Here is a 23,758-nt window from a genome sequence, read left to right as displayed (position 1 = left end):
GCCGCGGGCCGGACGGTCGGTCGGGTATCAGTGAAGCAGGCGGGCGAGCCTGCGGCGGACCACCGCGGCCGATCCCCGCCGGCCGGGCGCGAGCCGCAGCGCCAGCGCACCCGCGTGCGTGGCGTACGGCTGGACCAGCAGCACGCCGTGCCGGACGCTGGGGAGCACCGAGCGGCGCAGCAGCCCCGGCCCGGCGACCGCGTGGGCGGTCGTGTCGCGGCTCGTGCCGTCGTCGAAACGCAGCCGCAGCCGCAGGTCCCAGGTGCCCGAGCCGAGCGCCCCCAGGTCCACCGCCGTCTCCGCGGACCAGGTGGCGTGACCGGCGTCCGCCGTGAGGGGGCACGCGCGGCGCAGCCCCACCCGTCCGGTCCCCCGGTGCGTGAACTCGACGTCCACCGACCGGGGTCCGGCCTCCCGCATCCGCCCGTACAGCTCGTGCAGACGCAGCCGCAGGCGTGTCCCGCGAACCCGTGGACGCAAGATCGCGTCCACGGCGACCGGCAGCAGCCGCACCGGCCGCTCCAGCAGATGGTCCAGCTCCACCTGCGGAAGGTCGGCAGACCAGACGGGCGTGCCGTCGGCGGAGCGCGCGTAGGGCGGGCGCAGCCGCGCCGGGCGTGCCGCCAGTTCCTTGAGGCGGGGCAGGTCGCGGGGTGCGGCGGAGGCGAGGACGACCCGGCCGACGACCCGGCCGGGCGCCGGGGCCCGCGCGAAGTCGGCGGCGTCGAAGGCCGCGAGGTACGCGCGTGTGTGCTCCCACCACGCCCGCCGGTAAGCGGGGTCGCGCAGATCGAGTTCGCGGGCGTACATCCGCAGTTCGTGGTCGAGGAACTTGGCGCGCACCGCCCGCGCGAGCCGCTTCTCGCCGGCGCCGAGGAGGATCTCGTACGCGGCGCGGTTCGCCTCCGTGCGCGCGCGCCAGTTGTCGATGCCGGCGCGGTCGAGCGAGATCGACAGGTGGGCGGCCGACCTGCGGACGTGCCAGACGTAGACCCGGTCGGGGACCAGCGCGACGCGCGGTCCGGCGGCCAGGACGCGCGCGGTGAACACGAAGTCCTCGTAGGTGAAGCGGCCCTCGGGGAAGCGGATGCCGTGCTTGCGCAGGAAGTCGGCGCGGTAGAGCTTGTTGACGCAGAGCGTGTCGTGGACCAGCCGGGTGCGCCGGGCGGGCCGGTCGACGACGGCGGGCCGCGCGTAGAGCTCCGCCTGCCAGGGCACCTCGCGCCCGGAGGGCAGCTCGCGCCGGACGCACAGGCCCGCCGCGACCTGCGCGTCGTGTCCTGCGGCGGCCGCGAGCAGGGCGTCGACGGCGCCGGGCGGCAGCACGTCGTCACTGTCCAGGAACATCACGTACGGCGCCGTGGCGGCGTCGATCCCGTCGTTGCGGGGGGTGCCGCAGCCTCCGCTGTTGACGGCGCGGCGCAGCACCGTCAGGCGCGGCTCGCCGGCGGCCAGCGCGTCGAGGAGGTCCGCGCTGCCGTCCGTGGAGTGGTCGTCGACGGCGATCACCTCACGGACGGCCGGGCCCTGGGCGAGGGCGGAGCGCACGGCGTCCGTCACGTGCGGGGCGTCGTCGTACCCGATGACGACGACGCTGACCTGTGCGGGATGAGGGTGCATGGATTCCACGGCCGGAGCGGTAGGAGGCGGGGGCTGCTTTCCGTTAAGAGGCATTTAGTGTCTTGTGCGGAAGGCGTCCGGAATCGAGCGATAGTTCCGTATGGGCGTGTCCGATCCGGTCGGGCGCGGAGAGCCCCGATCTCCACAGGCGCCGGAAGGACAGCGCCGCCGCGCCGACGAGCAGCCCGTTGCGGACGACCATCAGCAGGCAGCCCGTCCAGGTGCTGTCCACGACCTCGCCGTACATCCCGGGGTACGCGACCGCGCTGACCGCGGTCGCCGCCACGACGAGGGCGGCGACCGGGCGTTGCGTGGTGTGACGGGCGGTCAGGCACACGGCGGACAGGCCCAGCAGCCAGATCATGTACTGCGGGCTGATCACCCGGCTGGTGACCGTGAACAGCAGGACGGCGCTGAGCGCGGCGTCGTACGGCGTCGACGGCGTCCAGCGCCGGGCCCGCATCCGCCAGAGCAGCAGCAGCCCGAACGCGGCCACGGTGAGGGCGAGCGAGGCGGCGGCGACCAGGGGCACATGGGGACCGGTGAACTCCATGGCGCCGTACCGGTAGCGCACCTGCCCCGGCCAGCCGGCGTGGCGGGCGAGGCCGAGGACGGTGCCGCCGAGGGACTCGATCTGCACGCCCCGGCCGCCCTGCTGGCGCAGGAAGTCGAAGGGGTTGTCGAAGAGGGTGGTGAGGGCCGCGAGCAGCACGACCGCCGTGACGACGGCCGACGTCCATGCCTCCCGGGTCGTCCGGCCCCGCGGGGTGCCGATGAGCGCCAGGGCCGGCCACACCTTCACCAGGGCCCCCATGGCGGCGAGCGCGCCGCACGCGCGCGGGGAGCGCGACAGCGCCAGCAGCGACACGACGGCGAAGGCCGTGACCTGCACGTCGTAGCGGGCCAGCGGGATGTGCAGCAGCAGCGGCAGGCTCGCCGTCCACAGCCAGGCGCCGGCCGTGCTGCGCCCCGGGCGCGTGCCCGCGCGCGCGAGCGCCGCGAGGATCACCGCGTCCGTGAGCAGCGTGAGCGCCACGAACGCCTGGAAGTAGCCGAGCCCCGGCAGCAGCGCGGGCGACAGCAGTACCGGCCCGGCGCCGGGCGGGTACTGCCACAGGTGGTCGCCCGAGGGGTACGCGCCGTGCGACAGGACGCCGTACCAGCGGAAGTACAGGTTCTCCACCTCGCGCGAGACCCCGCCCCGGCCGAGCGGGACGAGCTCGTCGTGGGCCAGCATCCACAGCATCAGGGCACGGGCGGCCGCCCAGGCGACGGCGAGCGGGACCAGGCGGCGGTGATTCGTCGAGGCGCTCATCAAGAGGGGATCGTAAGCCGCACGGATGGGGAATACTGTCTGATACGCCGTCAATGCGCACGAATGCTTAGCTAATAGCACAAACTCGGCTCATGCTCGGCGAGTGCGTGGGTCGGTGGCGGGTCGGACGCGCGGAGACGGCGGCGGTGCTCGGGCCGGTGCTCGCCATGCTGGCGATGGGCCTGTGGGGACTCGACCGCGGCGGCATGTGGCGCGACGAGGCGGTCACGTTCCAGGTGGCCCGGCGCTCGGTGCCGCAGATCTGGCACCTGCTGCACGAGGTGGACGCCGTGCACGGCCTGTACTACCTCCTCATGCACCTCGTCCTGGCCGTGCGCCCCGGGGAGGTGCCCCTGCGGCTCCCCTCCGTCTGCGCCGCCGCCGCGGCCGCCGGTCTGGTCGCGGCCCTGGGCAGCCGCTTGTGCCGCCCGCGTGTCGGGCTGTGGGCGGGCCTGCTCTACGCGGTCGCTCCCGCCGTCGGCCACTACGCCCAGGAGGGCCGCTCCTACGCGATGGTCGCCGCCGGTGCCGCCTGGGCGACGCTCCTGCTGGTCCGCGCGGTGACGGCGACCCCGAACCCCGCCGAGGCGGGGGCACGCGCGCGGGTGGGCGACTGGTGCGGGTACGGCGCCGTCGTCGCCGTCACGTGCCTGCTGCACGAACTGGCGGTGCTGCTGCTCCTCGCGCACGCCGCGACGCTGGCACGCGCGCGGGTGCCCGGCCGGGTGTGGCGGGGCTGGCTGTGCGCCGCCGGAGCCGCGCTGGCGGTCCTGCTGCCGCTCGCGGTGGTCTCGCACGGGCAGGCCGCGCAGGTCGCCTGGCTGGTCCCGCCGGACGGACGGAGCGTGGAGCGCCTGGTCGAGGGCTTCGCCGGGCCCTCGGAGGCGGTCCTGGTCCCGTACCTGGTGCTGGCCGCCTGTGCGCTGCTGCCCGTGCCCGCGCCCCGCGGAAGGCTGTCGCTCGCGTCCGTCGCCCTGCCGCTCGCGGTGGTGCCGCCCGCGGTGCTGATGGGCGTCTCCCAGGTCGTGCCGCTCTACGACGAGCGCTATGTGCTGTACGCGCTGGCGGGCGCGCCGCTGCTGGCCGCGGCCGGCCTGGAACGGGTGCTCCGCCTCTCCGCGTCCGCCCTGGCGCGGGCGCACCGGACGGCGGCGGTGAGGTGGGCGTGGGTGTCCCCGGCGGCGGCGGTCCGGCGGGCGGCGGTGCTCCGGGGGGTGGCGGTCCGGTTGCCCAAGGTGCCCCGGGCGCCGGGTGTCCGGTGGGTGGGGGTGCCTCAGACGGCGGCGGCCCGGAAGCCGGCGGTGTCCCGGGCAGCGGGTGTCCCGTGGGCGCGGGTGACCGGCGCCGTCCGGCGGGGCACGCGGCCGCCGTTCGCCGCGCTGTGCGGTGTCCTGCTCGTCGCGCTCGTCCTGCTCTGCCAGTTGCCGCTGCTCCAGCGGGACCGCAGCGCCGACCACCGCCCGGACGACCTCGCCGCCGTCTCCGAGGTCGCCGCGCGCCGACTGCGCCCCGGCGACCCGGTGCTGTTCCTGCCGGCGATCGGGCGGCGCACGGCGCTGGCGTACCCGCACGGGTTCCGGGGCACGCGGGACGTCGCGCTCGGGGTGCCGGCGCCCGCCTCGGGGACCCTGTACGGGCGGGAGACCGGCCCGGCGGAACTGCGGCGGCGGCTGGCGGCCCTCGACCGGGTCTGGGTCGTCGCCGAGCGGTTCACGGTGCGGCCGTCCTGGTACCCCCCGGAGCCGACCGAACGCGTCAAACTCGCCGTCGTGGACGAGCAGTTCGTGCCGCGCGAGACGTACACCCGCCGCGGGGTGACCCTGCGGCTGTACGTGCGCCGCCCGCCCGTCCCGCTGTGGACGTCCCGGGCGGACGCCCCCGGGGTCCGGACCACCGGCCGCCTGGACAGGCCCTAGACGCAGCCCGGGGTCTCGCCGAGGGGTGTCCCGTCCAGCGCCGCCTCGTCCAGGGCCGCGGTCAGCCGGTCCAGACGGGAGCGGAGTTCGTTGATCTCGTCCAGCTGGAAGCCCGTCGCCGCCGCGATCCGGCGCGGCACGAGCAGCGCGCGCTCGCGCAGCGCCGTCCCCTCGGCGGTGAGCCCGACGTGCACGGACCGCTCGTCGCGCGCGCTGCGCTCACGCCGTACGAGACCCGCCGCCTCCAGCCGCTTGAGCAGCGGCGACAGCGTCCCGGAGTCGAGCCGCAGATGCTCGCCGACCTTCTTGACGGGCAGCTCCCCGTGCTCCCACAGCACCAGCATCACCAGGTACTGCGGGTAGGTGAGCCCGAGCTCCTTCAGGAGCACGCGGTAGACGCCGCCGAAGGCGCGCGAGGCGGCGTTCAGGGAGAAGCAGATCTGCTGCTCCAGGCGGAGGTAGTCGCCGTCGGGCGGGGCCTCGGGGCTCGGAGCGGGCTTGGCGGTCATGCCTCCAGGATAGCTCTTGCCCGCCATTAAGTTGTGCGCAATTGAATTGCGTGCTCTACTTATGGCTGTGAGGCGGCCGGACCGGTCGCCCCGGGCAACACCTTTGACTTGAGAGGGATGGTCTCCATGGACGCGCTCTACACCGCTGTCGCCACCGCCACCCACGGCCGCGAGGGCCGCGCCGTCAGCTCCGACGGACGCCTGGACCTCCAGCTGGCCGTCCCGGTGCAGATGGGCGGCAACGGCGAGGGCACCAACCCGGAGCAGCTCTTCGCGGCCGGTTACGCCGCCTGCTTCGCCAGCGCCCTCGGCCTCGTCGGCCGTCAGGCGAAGATCGACGTCACGGAGGCCGCGGTGACCGGCGAGGTCGGCATCGGCAAGCAGGGCGAGGGCTTCGGCCTGGCCGTCACGCTGCGCGTGGAGCTGCCCGAGTCCGTCGACGTCGAGACGGGCCGCAAGCTCGTCGACCAGGCCCACCAGGTCTGCCCCTACTCCAACGCGACCCGCGGCAACATCCCGGTCGAGATCGTCGTCGAGTAACCACCGCACCACCGCACCGCAACGGCGCCCGGGGCCCTCGGCCCCGGGCGCTCACGCGACCCGGGCCAGCACCTCGCCCGTCGCCGGGCTCCATGCCACCACCACGGCCTCCGGGGGCACCCGCCTCCAGCGGGTCAGCAGCAGCCACCGCACGTGGTAGCGCCGGACCACCGCGCCGCGCTCGGCCCGCGTCGACGCCGGATCGAGGTAGGCGCGCACCGCCGCCAGCCGCCGCAGCCGCACCCGCTCGTCGAGCGCGGCGTCGGGCCAGGCGGGCGCCGCGAGGTTCGGCCCGTACCCGGCGATGGAGTGGACGGCGTAGTACCCGTCGGTGATGACGACCTCGCCCGGCCCGATGTGCCGCGCCGCCCACTCGTACGTCGGCCAGTGCGGCGGCTGCGCGAAGCCGACCGGGTCCAGCGGGCGTGGCACGACCGCCCCGGCCTGGACGGTCAGGAAACCCACGCAGGCCCCGAGAGCCGCGGTCGCGCCGAGCGCGCGCCGCCAGACCGGCCAGGGCCGCGGCGCCGCCAGCTCCACCGCCAGGGCGAACTGGAGCGGCACCAGCGTCAGCCCCAGGATCCGGCCGTACGTGTAGTGCCCGCTGACCCAGCCGTACGCCACGACCAGGGACTCCAGCGCGAACATCAGCACCAGCGGATCGCGGGCGCTCCGCCACCGGCGTCCGTCCGGGGAGGCGCGCCGGGCCCTCCGCGCCCGCAGCCACAGCGCCGGCAGCCCGACGAGCGCCAGCCAGAACTGTCCGGGCAGCCCCTCGTACAGCCGCCGGTGCATGGCGTCCACGCTGGTGTCACCGGTCAGCGCGAACACGTCGAAATACGGCCACCAGGCGGCGACCAGCAGGGCCGCGCCTGCCGCCACGGCCCACCGGCCCACGACCGCCGCGCGCCATCCGCGCTGCCACGCCGCCACGAACGCCACCGCTCCGGTCACCGCGGCCACCGAGGTGATCGGATGGACGAGCAGGATCAGGCCGTACAGGGCGCCGACCGCCGCGTACCCCGAGAAGCTCCTGAGGCCGCTCGGGCCGACGTAGCGGACGGGGCCGCCGAGGCCGGCCGCGCGGGAACCCGTCAGCGCCCACGCCCAGAAGGCCAGCCCGATGGCGAACGTCGAGGGGTAGCCGAGGTTCCCCGTCATCGACATCAGCCCGAGATAGCCGCTCCACCAGGCCCGTTCGGTGCCCCAGAGCAGCACCATCGCCAGCAGCGCCCACACCGGGGCCCAGGGGCGGCGCGGCGCCAGCACCCGCACGAAGCGGCCGATGCCGGTCAGCAGCACCAGCAGGTTCACCGGTGCGGACAGCCGTACGACCTCCCAGCCCGCGAGCCCCGTCACCCGCGCGAGGGCACCCTGCGCGACGGCGTACGGCGAGTAGTACGGGCTGCCCGCGCCCGGCAGGTCGGCCATCGGGTGGCGGGGGTCGAGCAGCCGCGCCTTGAGCCGCTCGACGACCGCCGCGTGCTGGCCGAAGTCGCAGCACATCGGCACCCGCCAGTGGGCGAGCGACATCACCAGCCAGAACAGGCCGCCGAAGACCTGGTACGGAGTCGGACGCCAGGTCGCGCCGCCGCGCAGCGCCGTGGCGCCGAGCACGGCCCGCCGGACGAGGAGGTCGGCGCTCACCGGGCGCGGGGGGTCGGGCGGGGCGAAGCGATTCGGAGCATTTGACGTATGTTCCCGCCGGCGTCAACGCCCTAGCGGTGCGTCACCTCTTCGGGGGATGCCCTCTTCCCCGTTCGCCGGAGTCCCGGCGCGGTCCCGTCAGGACCACGCCGGGAATCAGCCTGTGGCGGCGGGACCTCTAGCGGGAGACGGGCGCGTCCCTGCGCAGCGGTCCCGGGACCGTGCCCGAGACCTCGGCCCGGGGCCGGGCGGCGCGCTCCACGAGCAGCGGCAGCCCCAGCACCGGCAGCAGCCAGGCCAGCACGATGAGCCGGTCCCCGTAGATGTTGATGTCCGGGTGCCCCGCCTGGTTCAGCACGCCGGTCAGGGCGGCCGCGAGGGCGAAGGCCCCGAAGGCGGGCCGCTGCCTGAGCGCGCCCCAGGCCCCGGCGAGCATCGCCGCCAGGAACAGGGGTTCCCACAGCCGGCGGCGCAGCCACTCCAGCCAGAAGTTCGACTGGAGGTGGAGGAACTCCGGCCACGGCCGGCTCCGGTCGGGGTGGCCGAAGTGCCCGGTCAGCAGGTCCTGGAGGCTCTCCGACTCCGACGGGTAGTGCAGCAGCCGCGCCGCGAGGACCGTTGCCACGGCGGCACCGCCCCCCAGCACCGCGACCGTCCGCAGCGGCCGCCCGAGCACCCTCCAGGCGCCCGCGAGCGACGGCCCCGCCCGGCGTACGCCGAGCACCGCGCACGCGCCCGCCAGGCACAGCCCGAGGAACAGCGCCTGCGAGTGCTTCACCGTGAACAGCAGCAGCAGGGAACCGCCGACCAGGGCGGCGGCGGGCCGCGTCCGCCCGTCCAGGGCCAGCGCGCAGCCCCACAGCGCCGCGAGGGTGAGCGTGAGCAGCAGCCCCTCGGTCATGGGACGCATGGCGGTCGTGCCGCACGGCAGGACGAGGAAGAGGACCTGCCCGCACAGGGCCACCGGAACCGGCGCCCGCAGGGTACGCAGGACGAGGAAGGCGAGGACACCCCCGGCGACGGTGACGGCGACACCCGCCGCCCACAGCCCCCAGGTCACGCCGAGCACCGTGACGAAGGGCAGCAGGAACACCGGATAGCCCGGCCTGGCCTCGAAGATCCGCATGAACCGGGCCGGCATGAACGGCACCGTGTGACCGGACGTCTGCCCCGCCCGCAGCCGCTCGTCCACCTGCCGCCACTGCTCGCGCCGGCACTCCTCGGCGACCCACGGGGCCGGGTTCGCGCGGTGGAAGCGGACCACGTCGACGCTCTGGTTGCGGCGCGCGATGGACGCCTTCCCTGCGCACACGTAGTCGATGGTCGCCGCCGCCGCCTCGCGCTTGCCGTCGCCGCGCAGGCTCAGCGCGTACGACAGGTAGTTCTTGGTGTCGGGGGTGTCCCGGCCGGTGACGTTGGCGAGCTGGAGCACCGCGAACACGAGCGCGACCAGGGCCACCCAGTGCCGGGCCCGCGCCGGGCGGACCGTCCACCTCCGGGCCCGCGCCCGAAGCGCGAGCCCGCCGGGCCGCGGGCGAGGGGGCCCGTCCGGGCCCCCCGGGGCGTCCGCCGTCACGAGGACACCCGCACGTCGTGTCCGGCGGGCGCGGGCACCCGGACCGGGACCGGCGCGTCCGGCTCGCCCAGCATCAGCGTCCGCACCACCCGCTCGGCGGCCCGTCCGTCGTCGAACTCGCAGAACCGCGACCGGAACCCCGCCCGCAGCCGCGCCGACTCCTCGTCGCGCCACGCCCCGGACGCGAACAGCCACGCCAGTTCCCGGTAGGAGGCGGACACATGGCCCGGCGCGTCGGCCGTGATGTCGAAGTAGGCGCCCCGGCTCGCCGTGTACGCGCCCCAGTCGTCGGCGTGCACCACGATCGGCCGGTCGAGGTTCGCGTAGTCGAACAGGAGGGCCGAGTAGTCCGTCACGAGCACGTCGGAGGCGAGCATCAGCTCCTCCACGTGCGGCTCGTCCGTCCCGTCGACCAGGACGCCGCGCCGGTGCAGCTCGGCGAGTCCGAGACCGCGCGCGGGCCCCTCCGCGAGCGAGGGGTGCAGCCGTACGACGAGGGTGTGGCCCGCGCCGAGGTCGTCGGCGAACCGGGCCAGGTCCACGCGGTCGACGTGCCCGCCCCGGACGTAGTCGCGGCGCGTCGGCGCGTACAGCACCACCGTGTGGTCGGCGGGGATGCCCAGCCGGGCGCGGACCGCGGCGCCGTCCTCCGGGCGCGCCCGCACGAGGACGTCGTTGCGGGGGCTGCCGGTGCGCAGCGAGGTGAAGTGGCAGGGGTAGGCGCGGTCCCAGACCAGCTCGGAGTGGCGGTTGGCGACCAGGCTGTAGTCCCAGCGGTCCGCGCGGCGCAGCATCTGCGGGACGTCGAAGCCGTGCCGGGCGCCCGGCTTGCCGAGCAGGTCGGCGGCCATGTACTTCAGCGGGGTGCCCTGGTGGGTGTGGATGTGGACGGTCCCGGGCCGCTTCACCAGCGTGCCGGGCCAGTTGACGTTGTTGACGAAGTACGTGGCCCGGGCGGTCACCTGCCGGTAGCGCAGGGAGTCCGGCGTGACGTGCTCGATGCCGGGCGGCAGCAGCGGCACCTGGTCCTCGCGCACCACCCACACCGCCCTGATGTGCGGAGCCAGTTCACGGGCGGCGCGGTGGACGGCCGCCGGATCGCCGAGCACCCCGCGGTGCGAGAACGCCGAGTACACCGCGAGATCGGGGTCCAGCGGCCGGAGTTCCTGCACCGCGGACCATCCGCCGCGGACCCGGCTCACGGCCGCCGCGCGCGTCCGCTGCCCGCGCTCGTCGAGCGCCTTCGCGGCCCGGGCGGCCTGCCGCCGGACCCGGTAGCGGGCGTAACCGCCCCGCAGCACCCGCAGTTCGGCCGGCACCGGCCCGTCGCCGTACCCGCGGAACAGCTCCGCCGTACGCCGGAAGAACTCGCCCTTGTCCGCCTCCGGCAGCCGGTCCGGCTTGCCGAGGACGTCCAGGCAGTGCTCGCCCATCTTGCGGTGCAGGTACGGCCGCCAGTGCGCCAGCTCCGGGTGCGCGTCCAGGTGGGCGAAGACCCGCTCGTACTGCTCGTGGATGTCGAAGTGCTTGCGGCTGGTCGTGGACAGGATGTTGCCCTGGCGGCGCTGGCGGTAGGCGAGGCAGATCCGGTCGAGGGTGGCGATCCGCTCCGCGCTGAGCAGCACCGGGAACGTCCACGGCGTGTCCTCGTAGTAGCCCGGCGGGAACCGGAAGCCGTGCTTCTCGACGAAGTCGCGGCGGTAGACCTTGTTCCACACCACCATCAGCAGTTCGAGGATCTCGGGGTGCTCGGCGGCCGTGAAGGTGCCGTCACCGCCCTCGGCCAGCACCCGCGCCAGCACGTTGCGGCGGGTGCCGCCCCACCAGTAGGTCCGTGCGTAGTCGAAGACCAGCACGTCCGGGTCGGCCGTCTCGTCGAGCCGGTCGGCCATGGCGCGCAGGGCGCCAGGCGTGAGGGTGTCGTCGCTGTCGAGGAAGAACAGGAAGTCGCCGGTGGCGTGCGGCATCCCGGCGTTGCGGGCCCGGCCGAGGCCCACGTTCTCGGGCAGGTGCAGCACCCGCACCCGGGGGTCGCGGTCCGCGTACTCGTCGAGGATCGCCCCGCAGCCGTCCGGCGACCGGTCGTCGACGGCGATCACCTCCAGGTCCGGGTACGACTGCTCCAGGACCGAGTCGAGGCACTCGCGCAGAAAGCCCTGCACCTTGTAGACGGGGACGATGACGCTGAAGCGGGGCACGTCAGCTCCTAACGAGGGTGGGGGCCGGGGTGCGCTCGGCGAGGGGGAGCACGGACGGGATGGCCTCGGGGGGTTCACCGAGGAACACCCGCCGCACGACGCGCTCGGCGGCCCGCCCGTCGTCGAACTCGCAGAACCGCTCGCGGAACCGCGCCCGCAGGGCCGCCGACTCCCCGTCCGCCCACGAGCCGTCGAGGAACAGGCCCGTCAACTCCTCGGGTGTGCGCGCCACATGACCGGGCGGGCTCTTCATCAGGTCGAAGTAGCTGCCCCGCGTCTCCCGGTAGACGTCCCAGTCGTCGGCGTACACGACGATCGGCCGGTCAAGGTTGGCGTAGTCGAACATGATCGACGAGTAGTCCGTGATCAGTCCGTCGGCGGCCAGGCAGACGTCCTCGGAGGAGCGGTGCCGGGTCACGTCGATGATCCGGCCGCTGCCCCGGGAGCGGCCCTCGTCGTAGAAGTAGTGGGCGCGCAGCAGGACCACGAAGTCGTCGCCGGCCGCCTCGCAGAACGCCTCCAGGTCGAGCCGGGTCTCGAAGCCGGTGCTGTGGTCGCGGTGCGTCGGCGCGTACAGCAGGGCCGTGGCGCCCTCGGGGACGCCCAGCGCGCGCCGGACCCGGGCGACGTGCCCGGCGTCGGCCGTGTAGTAGACGTCGTTGCGCGGATAGCCGTACTCCAGCGCCTCGTAGCCGCCGGGGAAGGCGCGCTCCCACATCTGGGTGGAGTGCCGGTTGGCGGACAGGTTGTAGTCCCAGCGGTCCACGCGGTTCAGCAGCTTGGCGAAGCTGCCGGTCGCCGCGGCCACCACCGGGTACGTCGACTGGTCCACGCCCATCTTCTTCAGCGGGGTGCCGTGCTGGGTCTGCAGGTGCACGCTGCCGGGACGCTTGACGACCGCGTCGGCGAAGTTGGCGTTGTTCACCAGGTACTTGGCGCGGGCCAGCACCTCCCAGGACCGGCGGCTGCCGATCACCGCGTGGTCCAGGCCCTCCGGCAGCGCGTCCACCGCGTCCGGCTCGACCAGGAACACCGAGCGGATGTGCGGGGCCAGTTCACGCGCCTTGGCGTGGATCGCCGCGGGGTTGCAGGCGTAACCCCGGCCCCAGTACGCGCAGTACACGGCCAGGTTCTCGTCGAGGGGCCGCCGCAGGTTCAGCGCGTACAGCGCGCGGGTGCGCAGCATCCGCGGCCGCGGCGCCCGCCGGCCCGCCGCCGCCAGCAGCCGGTTGGCGCCCCGCAGCGCGCGGAACGCGCTGTAGGCGCCGGACGCCAGCAGCCGGTGCTGCACGCCGAGACTGCCCGCAGGCGGCCGGAACCCGGCCGGGCGGTGGCGCCGGTAGAGGCCGCCCGCCCGGCGGAAGAAGGCGCGGCGCCGCCGCGCGGGCAGCCGCTCCGGATGGGCCGCCGTCTTCAGCACCAGGGTGAAGAGCTGCTCGAACAGCGGCTGCGACCGCTCGGGGGGCAGGCCCTGCGCGGCGGCCCGGGTGAGCACCAGCTCCACCTGGTCGAGGAGGTCGAGCTGGTGGGGGCCCGGGGCGTTGAGCCGGCTGCCCTGCCGCCGCAGCAGATGCCGTACGACGACCGTGCGCACCACGGCCACCCGGCGGCCCGCGAGGGTGACCAGGCCGCCCCAGCCCACGTCCGTGAAGTGCGGTGCGGGGAACGCGAGCCGGTGCTCGGTGAGGAAGGCGCGCCGGTAGGCGGCGCTCCAGGCGGGCAGCGCGACGCCGGTGAGCCGGGGGGCCCGCTCCGGCGCGAAGGCACCCGCGGGCGTCCTCGGCAGCGGGGGCGTGCTCGTCTCCACGTCCCACCAGTGGACCCGCTCGTGCTCGAAGTAGAGGACGTCCACCTCCTCACCCCGCAGCCCCGCGTCCAGGGCCGCCAGCGCGCCCGGCGCCAGCTCGTCGTCGCCGTCGAGGAAGAGCACGTACGTGCCGGTGGCGGCCGCCGTCCCGGTGTTGCGGGCCGCGCCCAGCCCGGCGGACGGCGGGGACTGGACCGGGGTCACCCGGGTGTCCCGCCCGGCGTACGCGGCGGCGACGGCGCCGGCGGGGGAGTCCGGGGCGTCGCAGACGGGGATCAGCTCGAAGTCGCCGAAGGACTGGGCGAGGACCGAGTCCAGCGCCTGGGACAGGCGCCCGGCGACTTCATGGGTGGGGACGACGATGCTGAAGCGGGGCATTCTGCTCTTTCTGTCGAGGGACGCGAGCCGGTGGGTCATCGCCCCGGCCGGCCGGCGGGACGCCAGGTGGCGGGCCGGGTCGGCGTGGGCCGCGACGAGCTGCGGGGCATGCGCGCTCCGGTTCAGAGGCCGTCGGGGGTGACGGGAGCGGCGGCCCCCGCCCCGGGTGACGGCACGTGCGTGAGGGGCGGGGCGTCCGGGACGGGGACCTGTACGGACGGCGACGTGGTGAGGGGGACGGCGGGACGGGCCGACGCGGCCGACGGCGCCGGGCGGCGCTCGGCGAGCGGTACCACCGCCGGCAGCCCGGACCGCTCGCCGAGGACCACCCGGCGCACCACCCGCTCGGCGGCGTGGCCGTCGTCGTGCGGGCAGAAGCGCTCGCGGAACGCGGCCCGCAGCTGGGCCGAGCGCGAGCCGCGCCAGTGGCCGGTCGCGAAGATGTCGATCAGCTCGTCCTCGTTGCGGGCGACCGCCCCCGGCGGGAAGGACCGCAGGTCGAAATAGGTGCCGCGGGCCGCCTCGTACGCCTCCCAGTCGTCCGCGTACACGACGATCGGCCGGTCCAGGTTGGCGTAGTCGAACATGATCGACGAGTAGTCCGTGACCAGGGCGTCCGCCGCCAGGCACAGGGCCTCGACACTCGGGTGGTCGCTCACGTCGATGAGGCGGCCGCCCGAGCCCTGGGCGAGCGGGCCGCCGTAGGAGGGGTGGGCCCGGGTCAGCAGCACGTAGCGCGGTCCGAGCCGGCGCAGCACGCGTTCCAGGTCGAGGGTATGCAGCTGCCCTCGGCGGTAGTCGCGGTGGGTCGGCGCGTACAGGACGGCCACGGAGGACTCGGGGATGCCGAGGGACTCCCGCAGCCGGGCCACGTCCGCCGCCGTCGCCTGCTGGAACACGTCGTTGCGCGGCTGCCCGTACTCCAGCGTCGTGTAGCCGGAGGGCAGGACGCGCTCCCAGACCAGGGTGGAGTGGCGGTTGGCGGACAGGCAGTAGTCCCAGGTGTCGGCGGAGCGGAGCAGCGCCGCGAAGTCCGTGTCGCGGGCGGCCGCCGGGCGGTCCTGGAGGTCGAGCCCCATCCGTTTCAGCGGGGTGCCGTGCTGCGTCTGGATCACCACCTGCCCGGGGCGCTTGACCAGCCGCAGCCCGAGACCGGCGTTGTCGACCACGTAGGTGGAGCGGGCGAGGGCCGTCCAGTACGCGGCGGACCCGGGCCGCAACCGGCGGGTCGCCGGCGGCACGGTGTGGTGGTGCTCGGCGTACGCGATCCACGCCGTGCGGATGTGCGGGACGAGGGTGCGGAACGCGGACTCCAGGGCGCCCGGGTTGCAGCCGTAACCGCGGCCGTCGTGACTGGAGAACACCGCGTGGTCGGCGCGCAGCGGCAGCCGCAGCTGGACGCGGTAGTGGAGCCGGAGCGCGGCCTCCCGCACCCGGCGGCGCAGGCCCGCGGTCGACCGCAGCGCCCGTCTGCGCAGCCGCGACCCGAGCGAGAGCAGCCGGTACGTGCGGTGGCTGCCCAGGCGGATCAGCGCGTGCCGGAGCCTGACACGCGCTCGCACCGGGGCGCCCGGGGCGCGGTGCCGGGCGTAGTGGGCGCGGGCCCTGCGCAGGAACTCGGCGCGGCTGCCGCGCGGCAGCCGCCCGCGCCGGGTGAACACCGTGGCGATGTGGTCGACCATCCGCCGGAACAGCAGCGGCCGCCAGTGCGCCAGCTCCGGGTGCGCGTCCAGGTACGCGAAGACCCGGTCGTACTGGTCGAAGACGTCGAAGTGGCCCCGGCCGGGCGTGCCGAGGATGCTGCCCCGGCGCCGCTGCCGGTAGTGGACGCAGACCCGGTCCAGGGTGGCGATGGTCTCGGCGGACATCAGGGCCGGGTAGGTCCAGGGGGTGTCCTCGTAGAGCCCGGGCGGGAAGGTCAGGCCCGCCCGCTCGACGAAGTCCCGCCGGTACGCCTTGTTCCAGACGACCATCAGCATCGTGAGGAGCCCCGGCCGGTCCTCGAGCCGGAAGGGCGCCGGGCCCTGCTCGGTGAGCTGCCCCGCCAGCCGGTTGCGGACGGCCTCGCCCGACCAGAAGGTACGCGCGTAGTCGTAGACCAGGACGTCCGGCTCGGAGGTCTCCTTCAGCCGGTCGGCGATGGACCGCAGCGCGTCGGGGGTGAGGGTGTCGTCGCCGTCCAGGAAGAGCAGGTAGTCGCCGCGCGCGTGCCCCAGGCCCGCGTTGCGCGCGCGGCCCAGACCCACGTTCTCGGGCAGGTGCAGCGGGCGCACGCGGGCGTCGCGGGCCGCGAACTCGTCGATGATCGCGCCGCAGGCGTCGGGTGAGCAGTCGTCGACCGCGATGATCTCGAGGTCCGGGCAGGACTGCTCAAGCACGGATTCGAGGCACTCGTGCAGGTACGCCTGAACCTTGTACGCGGGGACGATGACACTGAACCTGGGCAAGGGACATCCATGGGTCGGCGCGGGCATACTGCCCGGGAACGGCCGAAGGGGTGACCTGGTTACGCCGGATGCGGCATCCGGGGGACGGCGGCCGCGCGAGCCCGGCGAACGCTCCGGCGCCCGCGCCCCCGTGACGTCCCGTGCCGGACCGGCGTACGCGCGACGGAGGGCGGACCGGAACCGGCCCGCCCTCCGACTGCTCTGGTGCCGTGGCTACTTCACGGCGCCCGCCATCACGCCGGACACGAACTGCCGCTGGAACGCGAAGAACACGGCCACCGGGATCACCATCGAGATGAAGGCGCCGGGCGCCAGCACGTCGATGTTGTTGCCGAACTGCCGTACCTGCGTCTGAAGGGCCACCGTGATCGGCTGGGTGCCGGCCTTGGTGAACACCAGCGCCACCAGCATGTCGTTCCACACCCACAGGAACTGGAAGATGCCGAGTGAGGCGATCGCCGGCCCGCCCAGCGGCATCACGACCCGCAGGAACAGGCGCAGTTCACCCGCGCCGTCGAGCCGCGCCGCCTCCAGCAGCTCCCGCGGGATCTCCGCGAAGAAGTTCCGCAGCAGGAACACCGCGAACGGCAGTCCGAAGCCGACGTGGAAGAGGATGACTCCGAGGATCGTCCCGAACAGGCCGAGTTTGCCGAAGAGTTCGGCGATCGGGATGAGCGCCACCTGCACGGGCACCACCAGCAGGCCGACCACGCCGAGGAACCACCAGTCGCGGCCCGGGAACTCCATCCAGGCGAACGCGTAGCCGGCGAGCGAGCCGATCACCACCACCAGCAGCGTCGCCGGGACCGTGATCAGCACCGTGTTCACCAGCGAACTGGTGATGTCGCTGTTCTCCAGCAGCTTCTGGTAGCTGTCCACGGTCAGCTGCGAGGGTTCGCTGAAGACCTTCCACCAGCCGCTCGCGCTCATGTCCTCGGGCTTGCGCAGCGACGACAGCAGCAGCCCGATGGTCGGCACCAGCCAGAACAGGGCGACCAGGATGAGGAACAGCTGGAGCACACCGCCGCTGACCCCGCTCGCCAGGCGGGACCCGAGCGACCTCTTCGCCCGGACGGTCTCGACGGGCGCCGTCTTGATCAGAGTGCCGGTCTGTGTGGTCATCGGCGTACCTCCCGCCGCAGCCTGCGGACGTTGAACAGCATCACGGGGATGACCAGGAGCAGCAGGAACACGGCGATCGCGCTCGCGATGCCGGGCTGGTCCTCGGAGAAGCCCTTGCGGTACAGCTCCAGGGCCAGCACGTTCGCGTCGTCCTGGGACGAGCCCGGCGGGATGATGAAGACCAGGTCGAAGACCTTCAGCACGTTGATCATCAGCGTGACCGTGACGACCGCGAGGACCGGCGCGAGGAGCGGCACCGTGACCCGGCGGAACACCTGCCACTCGGTGGCGCCGTCCACCCGCGCCGCCTCCAGCAGTTCGCGCGGCACGCCGGCCAGCCCCGCGGCGATGAGCACCATCGCGAAGCCGGCCCACATCCACACGTACGAGCCGATGACGGCCGGGGTCACCAGGGAGGGGCCGAGCCAGTCCACGCCGTTGTACGGCTCGCGGAAGTTGCTCGCCGGCAGTCGCAGCAGCGCCCCGTCCGCCTCGCCGGACAGCGTGAAGGTGCCGTCGGCGCCGACCTCCGTGGAGTCCACGACCTTGCCGTCCTTCACGGCCTCGACCTTCATGCCCGCGTAGCCGAGCTCCGTGCCGTCGACGGCGCCGAGTTCGCCGACGCCCTTGCCGCGGGTGAAGTCCTGCCAGGCCGTACCGGTGACCTTGCCGGGCTCCGCCTTCGCCTGTACGGCGTTCTTCGCGCCGTCGGGCATCTTGTCGGGGGCCACGCCGACCAGCGGCAGCGTCACCGGCCGGCCGGCGCTGACGGGCGTCCTGGTGACGAACCCGCCGTCGTCCGCCTTGAGCGGCGACTCCCGGCCCGGGTGCGCCTTCGGGAAGGCCGACGACTCCGCGAAGGTGTCGTGGACGCCCACCCAGACCGCGTTGGCGACGCCCTTCTCCGGGTCCTCGTCGTAGACCAGCCGGAAGATGATGCCGGCGGCGAGCATCGAGATCGCCATCGGCATGAAGACGACCAGCTTGAACGCCGTTCCCCAGCGCACCCGTTCGGTGAGCACCGCGAAGATCAGGCCGAGGGCCGTCGAGACGGTCGGCGCGAACACCACCCACAGCACGTTGTTCTTCAACGCGGTGCGGATGCCGTCGTCCGTGAACAGCGCCTTGTAGTTGTCGACGCCGGCGAAGCCGTCGCCGCTCTGGTCGAAGAAGCTGCGGACCAGCGAGTACCCGATCGGGTAGACCACGAGCGCGCCGAGCAGCACCAGGGCGGGCAGCAGGAACAGCGCTGCCACCGCCTTGCGGGTGCCGGTCACGCTCTTGCGGTGGTGAGCCGCGGGAGGAGTCGGGGTGACTCCTCCCGCCGATGCCGACGTCATCCCCGGATCAGTCCTTGTACGCCTTGGCGGCGGCCGACTCCAGCCTCTCCTGCGTACCCGCGACGTCCTTGGGGTTCTTCAGGAAGTCCTGGAGTTCCTTCCACTCGCCCTTGCCCGGTGTGCCGCCGAACGCCTGGGGCGCCTGGTCCGACATGTCGAAGCGGAAGTCGTCGCCGGCCGAGACCAGGGCCTGCGCCATCTTGCGCTGCACCGCGTTCGGGTACGCCGACGCGTCGACGTTCTTGTTGGGGGAGAGGTAGCCGCCGAGCTTCGCCTGGATGGCCGCCGCGTCGGACGAGGCGAGGAACGTGGCGAGGGCCTGGGCCGCCTTGGAGTCCTTCAGGATGACGGCCGCGTCGCCGCCGCTGACGACCGGCGCCTCGTCACCCACGGCCGGGAACGGGAACACCTTCGCGCCCGTGCCCACCTTCGCCTTGGTCTCCGCGATGTTGACCTGGACGAAGTCGCCCTCGAAGACCATGCCGGCCTTCGGCTGGTCGCCGCCCTGGAACGTCTGCGTCACGGAGTCCGGGAACTCCGTCTGCAGGGCCCCGCTCGCGCCGCCCGCGATGTAGTCCTTCTTGCCCCACAGCTGCGCGAGCGTGGTCAGCGCGTCCTTCACGGACGCGTCCGTCCACTTGATCTTGTGCTCGGCGAGCTGGTCGTACTTCTCGGGGCCGGCCTGGGAGAGGTAGATGTTCTCGAACCAGTCCGTGAGGGTCCAGCCGTCCGCGCCGCCGACGGAGACGGGCGTGACGCCGGAGTCGTAGACGGTCTGCGCGGTGTCGAGGAACTCGTCCCAGGTCTTGGGCTCCTTGGCGCCCGCGTTCTCGAAGACCTGCGTGTTGTACCAGACCAGCGACTTGTTGGCGGCCTTGTAGTACACGCCGTACTGCTCGCCGTCGACCTTCCCGAGGTCCTGCCAGCCCTGGGAGTAGTTCTTCCGCAACTGCTCCTGGGCCGCGGTGCCGACGGGCTTGGCCCACTTCTTCTCGACGGCCTGCTTGATGGCGCCGACCTGGGGGAGCATCGCGATGTCCGGCGGCTCCCCGCCCGCGATCTTCGACCCCAGGAAGTTGATGATCGGGTCCTGTGCCGGTACGAAGGTGACCTTGGCGCCGGTGCGCTTCTCGAACTCGGCGAGCACCTTCTTGAAGTTGGCCTGCTCGGGGCCGGTCCAGACGGCGGCGACCTCCAGGTTCTCGCCGTCCAGCTTGGGGAGCGAGACGGACGATCCGCCGCTCTCCTTGTCCTTGCCGCCGCTCTTGTCGCCGTCGTCGTCTCCGCCGCACGCGGTGAGCGCGAGGGCGAGAGCACCGGCCGTGAGGGCCGCGGCCGCGTTCCGTGCGGTCTTGCTCGGCTTGCGTGAGTGAACAGTGCTGCGCATCTGTGCCCCGTTCTTCGTTCCTCGTCGAACGTCTGAGCGGTGTGTTGAGCGTGTCCCGTGCGCTCTGGTCTACGCCCGCCTGCTTGAGGGCGGCAAGAGCGCCTACGGTGTCAAGTGAGTGATCGTGACCGCGTCGTGACCTGCGGGCTTCCGGCGGGGGCGGCTTCCGCGGGATCACGGCTCGCGTCATCACCGGCGTATCCGCCCGACACGGACGGAATGTGAGGTTCCGTCATGGGGCGGACGCGCCGAATGTCCTTTTCGGACACGCCAGTTGACGGACCGGCACGTAAGCGGAGCGCTCGTACCGGGTGCCGGGGTGAGGGAAGCGCCGGGGTCGAAGAAGCGTGCCGGGGTCAGAGCAGCGAGGGGACCTCGGTCGCGGCGACCGAACGGGCCGCCCGCTCCAACGCGCTGGCGAGCAGCGCCAGATCGGTCGGGCCGTTGCCGAGCTCCCGCACGGGCCGCCGGGCCGGCGGGTCCCCCATCCGCTGCCACTCCAGGGGCACCACCGTGGGCCGCTGTGTCGCCGTACGGGGGATCCGGCCCGTCACCCGCCCGCCCTGGAAGGGCGTGACGCGTCCGTCCGCCCCGGACACCCGCCCCCGTCCCGGCGCGGGTTCGTCCGCTCCCGGCGTCGGCGCGTCCAGCGTGACCCGCAGCGCGGCCGTCCTGGCCAGCTCCGTGTCCGTCGCCCGCCCGCACATCCCGGTCGTCGCCACCAGGTGCACGCCGAGCCGCTCGCCTTCCCGGGCCACCGCCTCCAGCGCCCGTACGACGGAGCCCGCCGAGGGCCTGCCGGGCGAACCCAGCGCGGGCGACAGCAGGGAGTCCAGGTCGTCGACCACCACGACGAGACGGGCCAGCGGCGGCCCCGGCTCCGCCTGCCGGCGGGCCGCCGCCGGGCGCAGCCTGATCGTCGACGTGGTGGGGCTGTCGAGGTCCCCGGTGCCGGACGAGCCGCTCGCCGAGCGCTGGGTGACCATCCGGCCGGACACCTCGCGGTTCGTGTGCCACTCGGTGAAGTCCTGGCGGCCGAGCAGCTCGGCCCGCCGCTTCAGCTCGGCGCTCAGGGACTGCGCGAACTCCCGCATGCGCACCGGGTCGTTGGCGGTCAGGTGGGTCGAGACGTGCGGCAGGTCCGTACAGGCGGCGAGTCCGTCGGCCGGTCCCTGCGCGCCCTTGCCGCCGGTGTGGTCCCGCCCGTCTATCAGGACGATGCCGAGCCGGTCCGGGCGCTCCGCGGCGGCGAGCGACGCGGCCAGCGACCGCAGCAGCTCCGTACGGCCGCTGCCCGGGGGGCCCTCGATCAGCAGGTGCGGGCCGTCGGCGGCGAGGTCGACGCAGACCGGGCCGCGCGGTCCCGCTCCGAGCACCGCGCGGGCCCGGCCGCCGAGCGCCTCGGTGTCGTCGGCCGCGTCGGCCCAACGGGCCAGCAGGGACGCGGGGGTGGCGCGGGCGAGCCCCAACTCGTCGAGCAGCCGTGCTGCCTGGGGCAGCGGCGCGGACACGCGTGCGTGCCGGTCGCCGGTGCCGTCGGTGCGCAGGGGTGCGAGCGCCCGCGCGAACCGCTCGGCCCAGGCCGCCGACACCGCGTCCACCGCGGCGACGGTGCCGTGTCCGACGAAACCCGGGACGGAGCCGCCGTCGGGGCGGTCCGGGGAGCCGGCCGGGGAGTCTTCCGGCCCGGTGCCGGGCGGGGTGTGCCGGCCGTGCCCGGAGGGCAGCTCGCCCCGATCGGGAGCGGTGCCCGGGCGCGGGGCTCCGGACGGATCCGCGGGGCCGCCCGGCGCGACCCGCATCAGGTGCAGGGCGGTCGCCACGTCACCGCTGAGCAGCGCGACGGCACCGCACTCCCGGAAACCGGGCGCCGCCTCGCAGGCGGCCTCGTACGTCCGCGTCACCGGGGACGCCGGGGACGCGGCCGCCGTCTCGGCGAGACACACCACGTGGATGCCCGCCCGGGCGCCCTCGCGCGCCAGCCGCACCACCGCGTCGCGCACTCCCGCGCCGCCGGGGTCGCCGTCCACGACGAGCACGGTGTACGGGCCCTCCGCGACGTCCTCCGGGTCCTCGCCCCGCGCCCACGAGGGACGGCGGGCGGCTCCGCGCACGGGACCCGCCGCGCCGGGGGACGGACGGGCGCCCGCCGCACCTCCGGCCTCCGTGAGGTGGTCGTCGAGACGGCGCAGCAGCTCGTCCGCGCGCGCGGTCGCCTGGTCGCGGTCGTAGGCGAGGAGGAGACGGCAGTCCTGGCCGTGACCGGGGCGGACGTGCGGGAGCCAGCCGAGCCAGGACCACTCGGCGGTGCGCTCCTCCACGCCGCGCGAACGGTCGGTGCTGATCAGGACGATCTCAAGGGTGTCGGGGGAGTGCAGCGCGGCGAGCTGGGCGACGACCGCGCGGGCCAGCCCCGCCAGCCGCGCCCGGGGTCCCGCCAGACCGAGCGAGCCGACCTCGCGCAGCCCCGCCGTCACCGGCACGGCGGGCAGCAGACCCGAGCCGTCGGGCGCCGCGCGGTCGGCCGTGCCCAGCCGCACGGTGAGCATCTCCGGGTGCCCCGGCTCGCGCTCCCACAGCCGCGGCCCCGGGCCGAGCGCCGTGAGCAGCAGGGTCGCGGGGTCCGGCCAGGTGTCCGGCACCAGCGCCGGAGCGGTCACGGGGTCCGCCGCCTCGGCCGCCGGTTCGTCGTCGTAGCTCCCGGGGTCGGCCTCGGGCAGCTCGCCCCGGCCGCCGGTCAGCCGCCGCGCCCAGGCGGAGAAGCCGCGCTTGCGGACGCCGGGCGGCACGTCGGTGCCGGGGGCGGCCGGGCCCGGGGCGCCGCCCTCGCGGGTGCCCGCGCCGGGGGCCGCCGTGGCTCCCTCGCCGCGTGCCCCGGGGTCGCCGTGCCGGTCGGGGCGCGGTGCCGGGGCCGCCGCGGCGGGGCGGCCGTTCTCGATACGGGGTGCGCGTCCCTGCCCGGGGACGACGGGGTCCGCGCCGGGTTCGTGCCCCTGCGCGCCCGGGACGCCTCCGGCCGAGCCCCAGCCTCCGGAGCCGTAGCCGTGATGGGTCTCGCCCGCCGGGGCGTACGGGTCCCGCCCTGCACCCCCGTCCGTACGGGTTCCCGCCGCCGGGGTCTCGGTGCCCTCCACGCGCGCGTGGGGCACCGCGGCGGTCTGCCGGGGTGCCCCCGAAGCCACCGTGGACGTCCGGCCGGCCGCACCGGAGGAAGGGCCGCTCCCGGTGAGGCCGGTCTCCCGCGAGCCCACGGCGGGCACCCGCACGTGTCCCTCACCGTCGGGCGCGGTCGGGACCGTCCCGACGCCGGTGGCCGGGGCGAGACGCAGCGCGGACTCGCCGACCCGCAGCAGCGCCCCCGGCCCGAACCGCACCGGACGCTCGCCCACCCGGGCGCCGTCGATGGCCGTGCCGTTCGTGGAGCCGAGGTCGGCGACTGCGACGCGGCCGTCGGCCGAGACCGTGACCGCGCAGTGCAGCCGGGACACGTCCGGGTCGTCCAGCGGGACGTCCGCGTCGGCCGAGCGGCCGATGTGGATCCGGCCGCCGTGCAGCAGGTGGACACCGCCCGCGTCGGGACCCGCGATCACATGCAGCTGGGCGGTGACGTCGCTCGCGTCGGGGCCGGGCTCCGCGGGGGCGCCCAGCGACAGCACGGCGCCGTCCGTCAGCGGCGGCTCGCCCAGGGTGCAGCGCTGCGCGTCGAGCCGCTCGGCACCCGCGTACAGCACGAGCGGACCGTCGCCCGCCGCCACCGCCGAGGCCAGTCCGGACGCGATCGCGGCCAGCGCCGTCCCCGCGGGGGCGGTGACCAGCACATCGCAGGCGGCGGCTCGCCCCCGCGGCTCCGAGGGCGGGCCCAGCGGGTCTACGACGGTCAGCCGGATCTGCATCGCCGTCAGGGGTCCCTTCCGCGCGGGCACCCGGAACGGGGACGAGACTGCGCCGCGGTCCCC

14 protein-coding genes are annotated in these 23,758 nt (G+C 74.6%); 2 read left to right on the top strand and 12 right to left on the bottom strand.

The features are described from left to right. Positions 1-27 precede the first annotated feature (27 nt). A complete protein-coding gene (locus ACFYQQ_RS08585; RefSeq protein ID WP_388904017.1) occupies positions 28-1,620 on the bottom strand; it encodes a glycosyltransferase family 2 protein in 1,593 nt (530 codons plus the stop codon). Between the two features lie 43 nt (positions 1,621-1,663). Beyond that, positions 1,664-2,935: a glycosyltransferase 87 family protein gene (locus tag ACFYQQ_RS08580; protein ID WP_388903961.1), complete on the bottom strand. Its 1,272-nt coding sequence runs from the start codon at positions 2,933-2,935 to the stop codon at positions 1,664-1,666. Between the two features lie 92 nt (positions 2,936-3,027). Here ACFYQQ_RS08580 and ACFYQQ_RS08575 point away from each other — a divergent pair, with 92 nt between their 5' ends. Further along, positions 3,028-4,851: a hypothetical protein gene (locus ACFYQQ_RS08575; RefSeq protein ID WP_388903959.1), complete on the top strand. Its 1,824-nt coding sequence runs from the start codon at positions 3,028-3,030 to the stop codon at positions 4,849-4,851. Here the strand turns inward: ACFYQQ_RS08575 and ACFYQQ_RS08570 are convergent. Beyond that, positions 4,848-5,360 carry a MarR family transcriptional regulator gene (locus ACFYQQ_RS08570; protein WP_356174222.1) on the bottom strand — a complete coding sequence of 171 codons (513 nt, stop codon included), beginning with the start codon at positions 5,358-5,360 and terminating at the stop codon, positions 4,848-4,850. The genes ACFYQQ_RS08575 and ACFYQQ_RS08570 overlap by 4 nt on opposite strands. A gap of 126 nt (positions 5,361-5,486) precedes the next feature. Here ACFYQQ_RS08570 and ACFYQQ_RS08565 point away from each other — a divergent pair, with 126 nt between their 5' ends. After that, on the top strand, positions 5,487-5,900 hold the full coding sequence (locus tag ACFYQQ_RS08565; protein ID WP_388903956.1) for an organic hydroperoxide resistance protein: 414 nt from the start codon (positions 5,487-5,489) through the stop codon (positions 5,898-5,900). A 51-nt stretch (positions 5,901-5,951) separates the two neighbouring features. Here the strand turns inward: ACFYQQ_RS08565 and ACFYQQ_RS08560 are convergent, their stop codons facing one another. The 9 genes from ACFYQQ_RS08560 to ACFYQQ_RS08520 all read right to left on the bottom strand — a co-directional run bounded on the left by ACFYQQ_RS08560 (position 5,952) and on the right by ACFYQQ_RS08520 (position 23,695). Continuing rightward, positions 5,952-7,547: a hypothetical protein gene (locus ACFYQQ_RS08560; protein ID WP_388903954.1), complete on the bottom strand. Its 1,596-nt coding sequence runs from the start codon at positions 7,545-7,547 to the stop codon at positions 5,952-5,954. A 178-nt stretch (positions 7,548-7,725) separates the two neighbouring features. Beyond that, entirely contained in the window at positions 7,726-9,006 is a 1,281-nt protein-coding gene (locus ACFYQQ_RS08555) for a hypothetical protein (protein WP_356237588.1), read from the bottom strand. A gap of 113 nt (positions 9,007-9,119) precedes the next feature. Further along, a complete protein-coding gene (locus ACFYQQ_RS08550; protein ID WP_356237589.1) occupies positions 9,120-11,321 on the bottom strand; it encodes a CDP-glycerol glycerophosphotransferase family protein in 2,202 nt (733 codons plus the stop codon). Position 11,322: 1 nt separating this feature from the next. Continuing rightward, the gene (locus ACFYQQ_RS08545) at positions 11,323-13,506 is read right to left on the bottom strand and encodes a CDP-glycerol glycerophosphotransferase family protein (RefSeq protein ID WP_388903951.1); all 2,184 of its coding nucleotides are present in this window, start codon (positions 13,504-13,506) and stop codon (positions 11,323-11,325) included. A 122-nt stretch (positions 13,507-13,628) separates the two neighbouring features. Continuing rightward, positions 13,629-15,953, bottom strand: coding sequence for a bifunctional glycosyltransferase family 2 protein/CDP-glycerol:glycerophosphate glycerophosphotransferase (locus tag ACFYQQ_RS08540; protein WP_356237590.1), 2,325 nt, complete (start codon positions 15,951-15,953; stop codon positions 13,629-13,631). A 213-nt stretch (positions 15,954-16,166) separates the two neighbouring features. Beyond that, a complete protein-coding gene (locus tag ACFYQQ_RS08535) occupies positions 16,167-17,075 on the bottom strand; it encodes a carbohydrate ABC transporter permease (protein WP_355787311.1) in 909 nt (302 codons plus the stop codon). After that, entirely contained in the window at positions 17,072-18,352 is a 1,281-nt protein-coding gene (locus ACFYQQ_RS08530) for a sugar ABC transporter permease (protein ID WP_355787313.1), read from the bottom strand. The genes ACFYQQ_RS08535 and ACFYQQ_RS08530 overlap by 4 nt, the downstream gene beginning before the upstream one ends. A gap of 70 nt (positions 18,353-18,422) precedes the next feature. Continuing rightward, the gene (locus tag ACFYQQ_RS08525; RefSeq protein ID WP_355787316.1) at positions 18,423-19,802 is read right to left on the bottom strand and encodes an ABC transporter substrate-binding protein; all 1,380 of its coding nucleotides are present in this window, start codon (positions 19,800-19,802) and stop codon (positions 18,423-18,425) included. A 356-nt stretch (positions 19,803-20,158) separates the two neighbouring features. Beyond that, positions 20,159-23,695 carry an FHA domain-containing protein gene (locus ACFYQQ_RS08520; protein ID WP_388903947.1) on the bottom strand — a complete coding sequence of 1,179 codons (3,537 nt, stop codon included), beginning with the start codon at positions 23,693-23,695 and terminating at the stop codon, positions 20,159-20,161. Positions 23,696-23,758: the final 63 nt, after the last annotated feature.

This window comes from Streptomyces sp. NPDC005496, from assembly GCF_042872045.1.
GTDB lineage: Bacteria > Actinomycetota > Actinomycetes > Streptomycetales > Streptomycetaceae > Streptomyces.
This window is presented reverse-complemented; position numbering and strand designations above follow the sequence as displayed.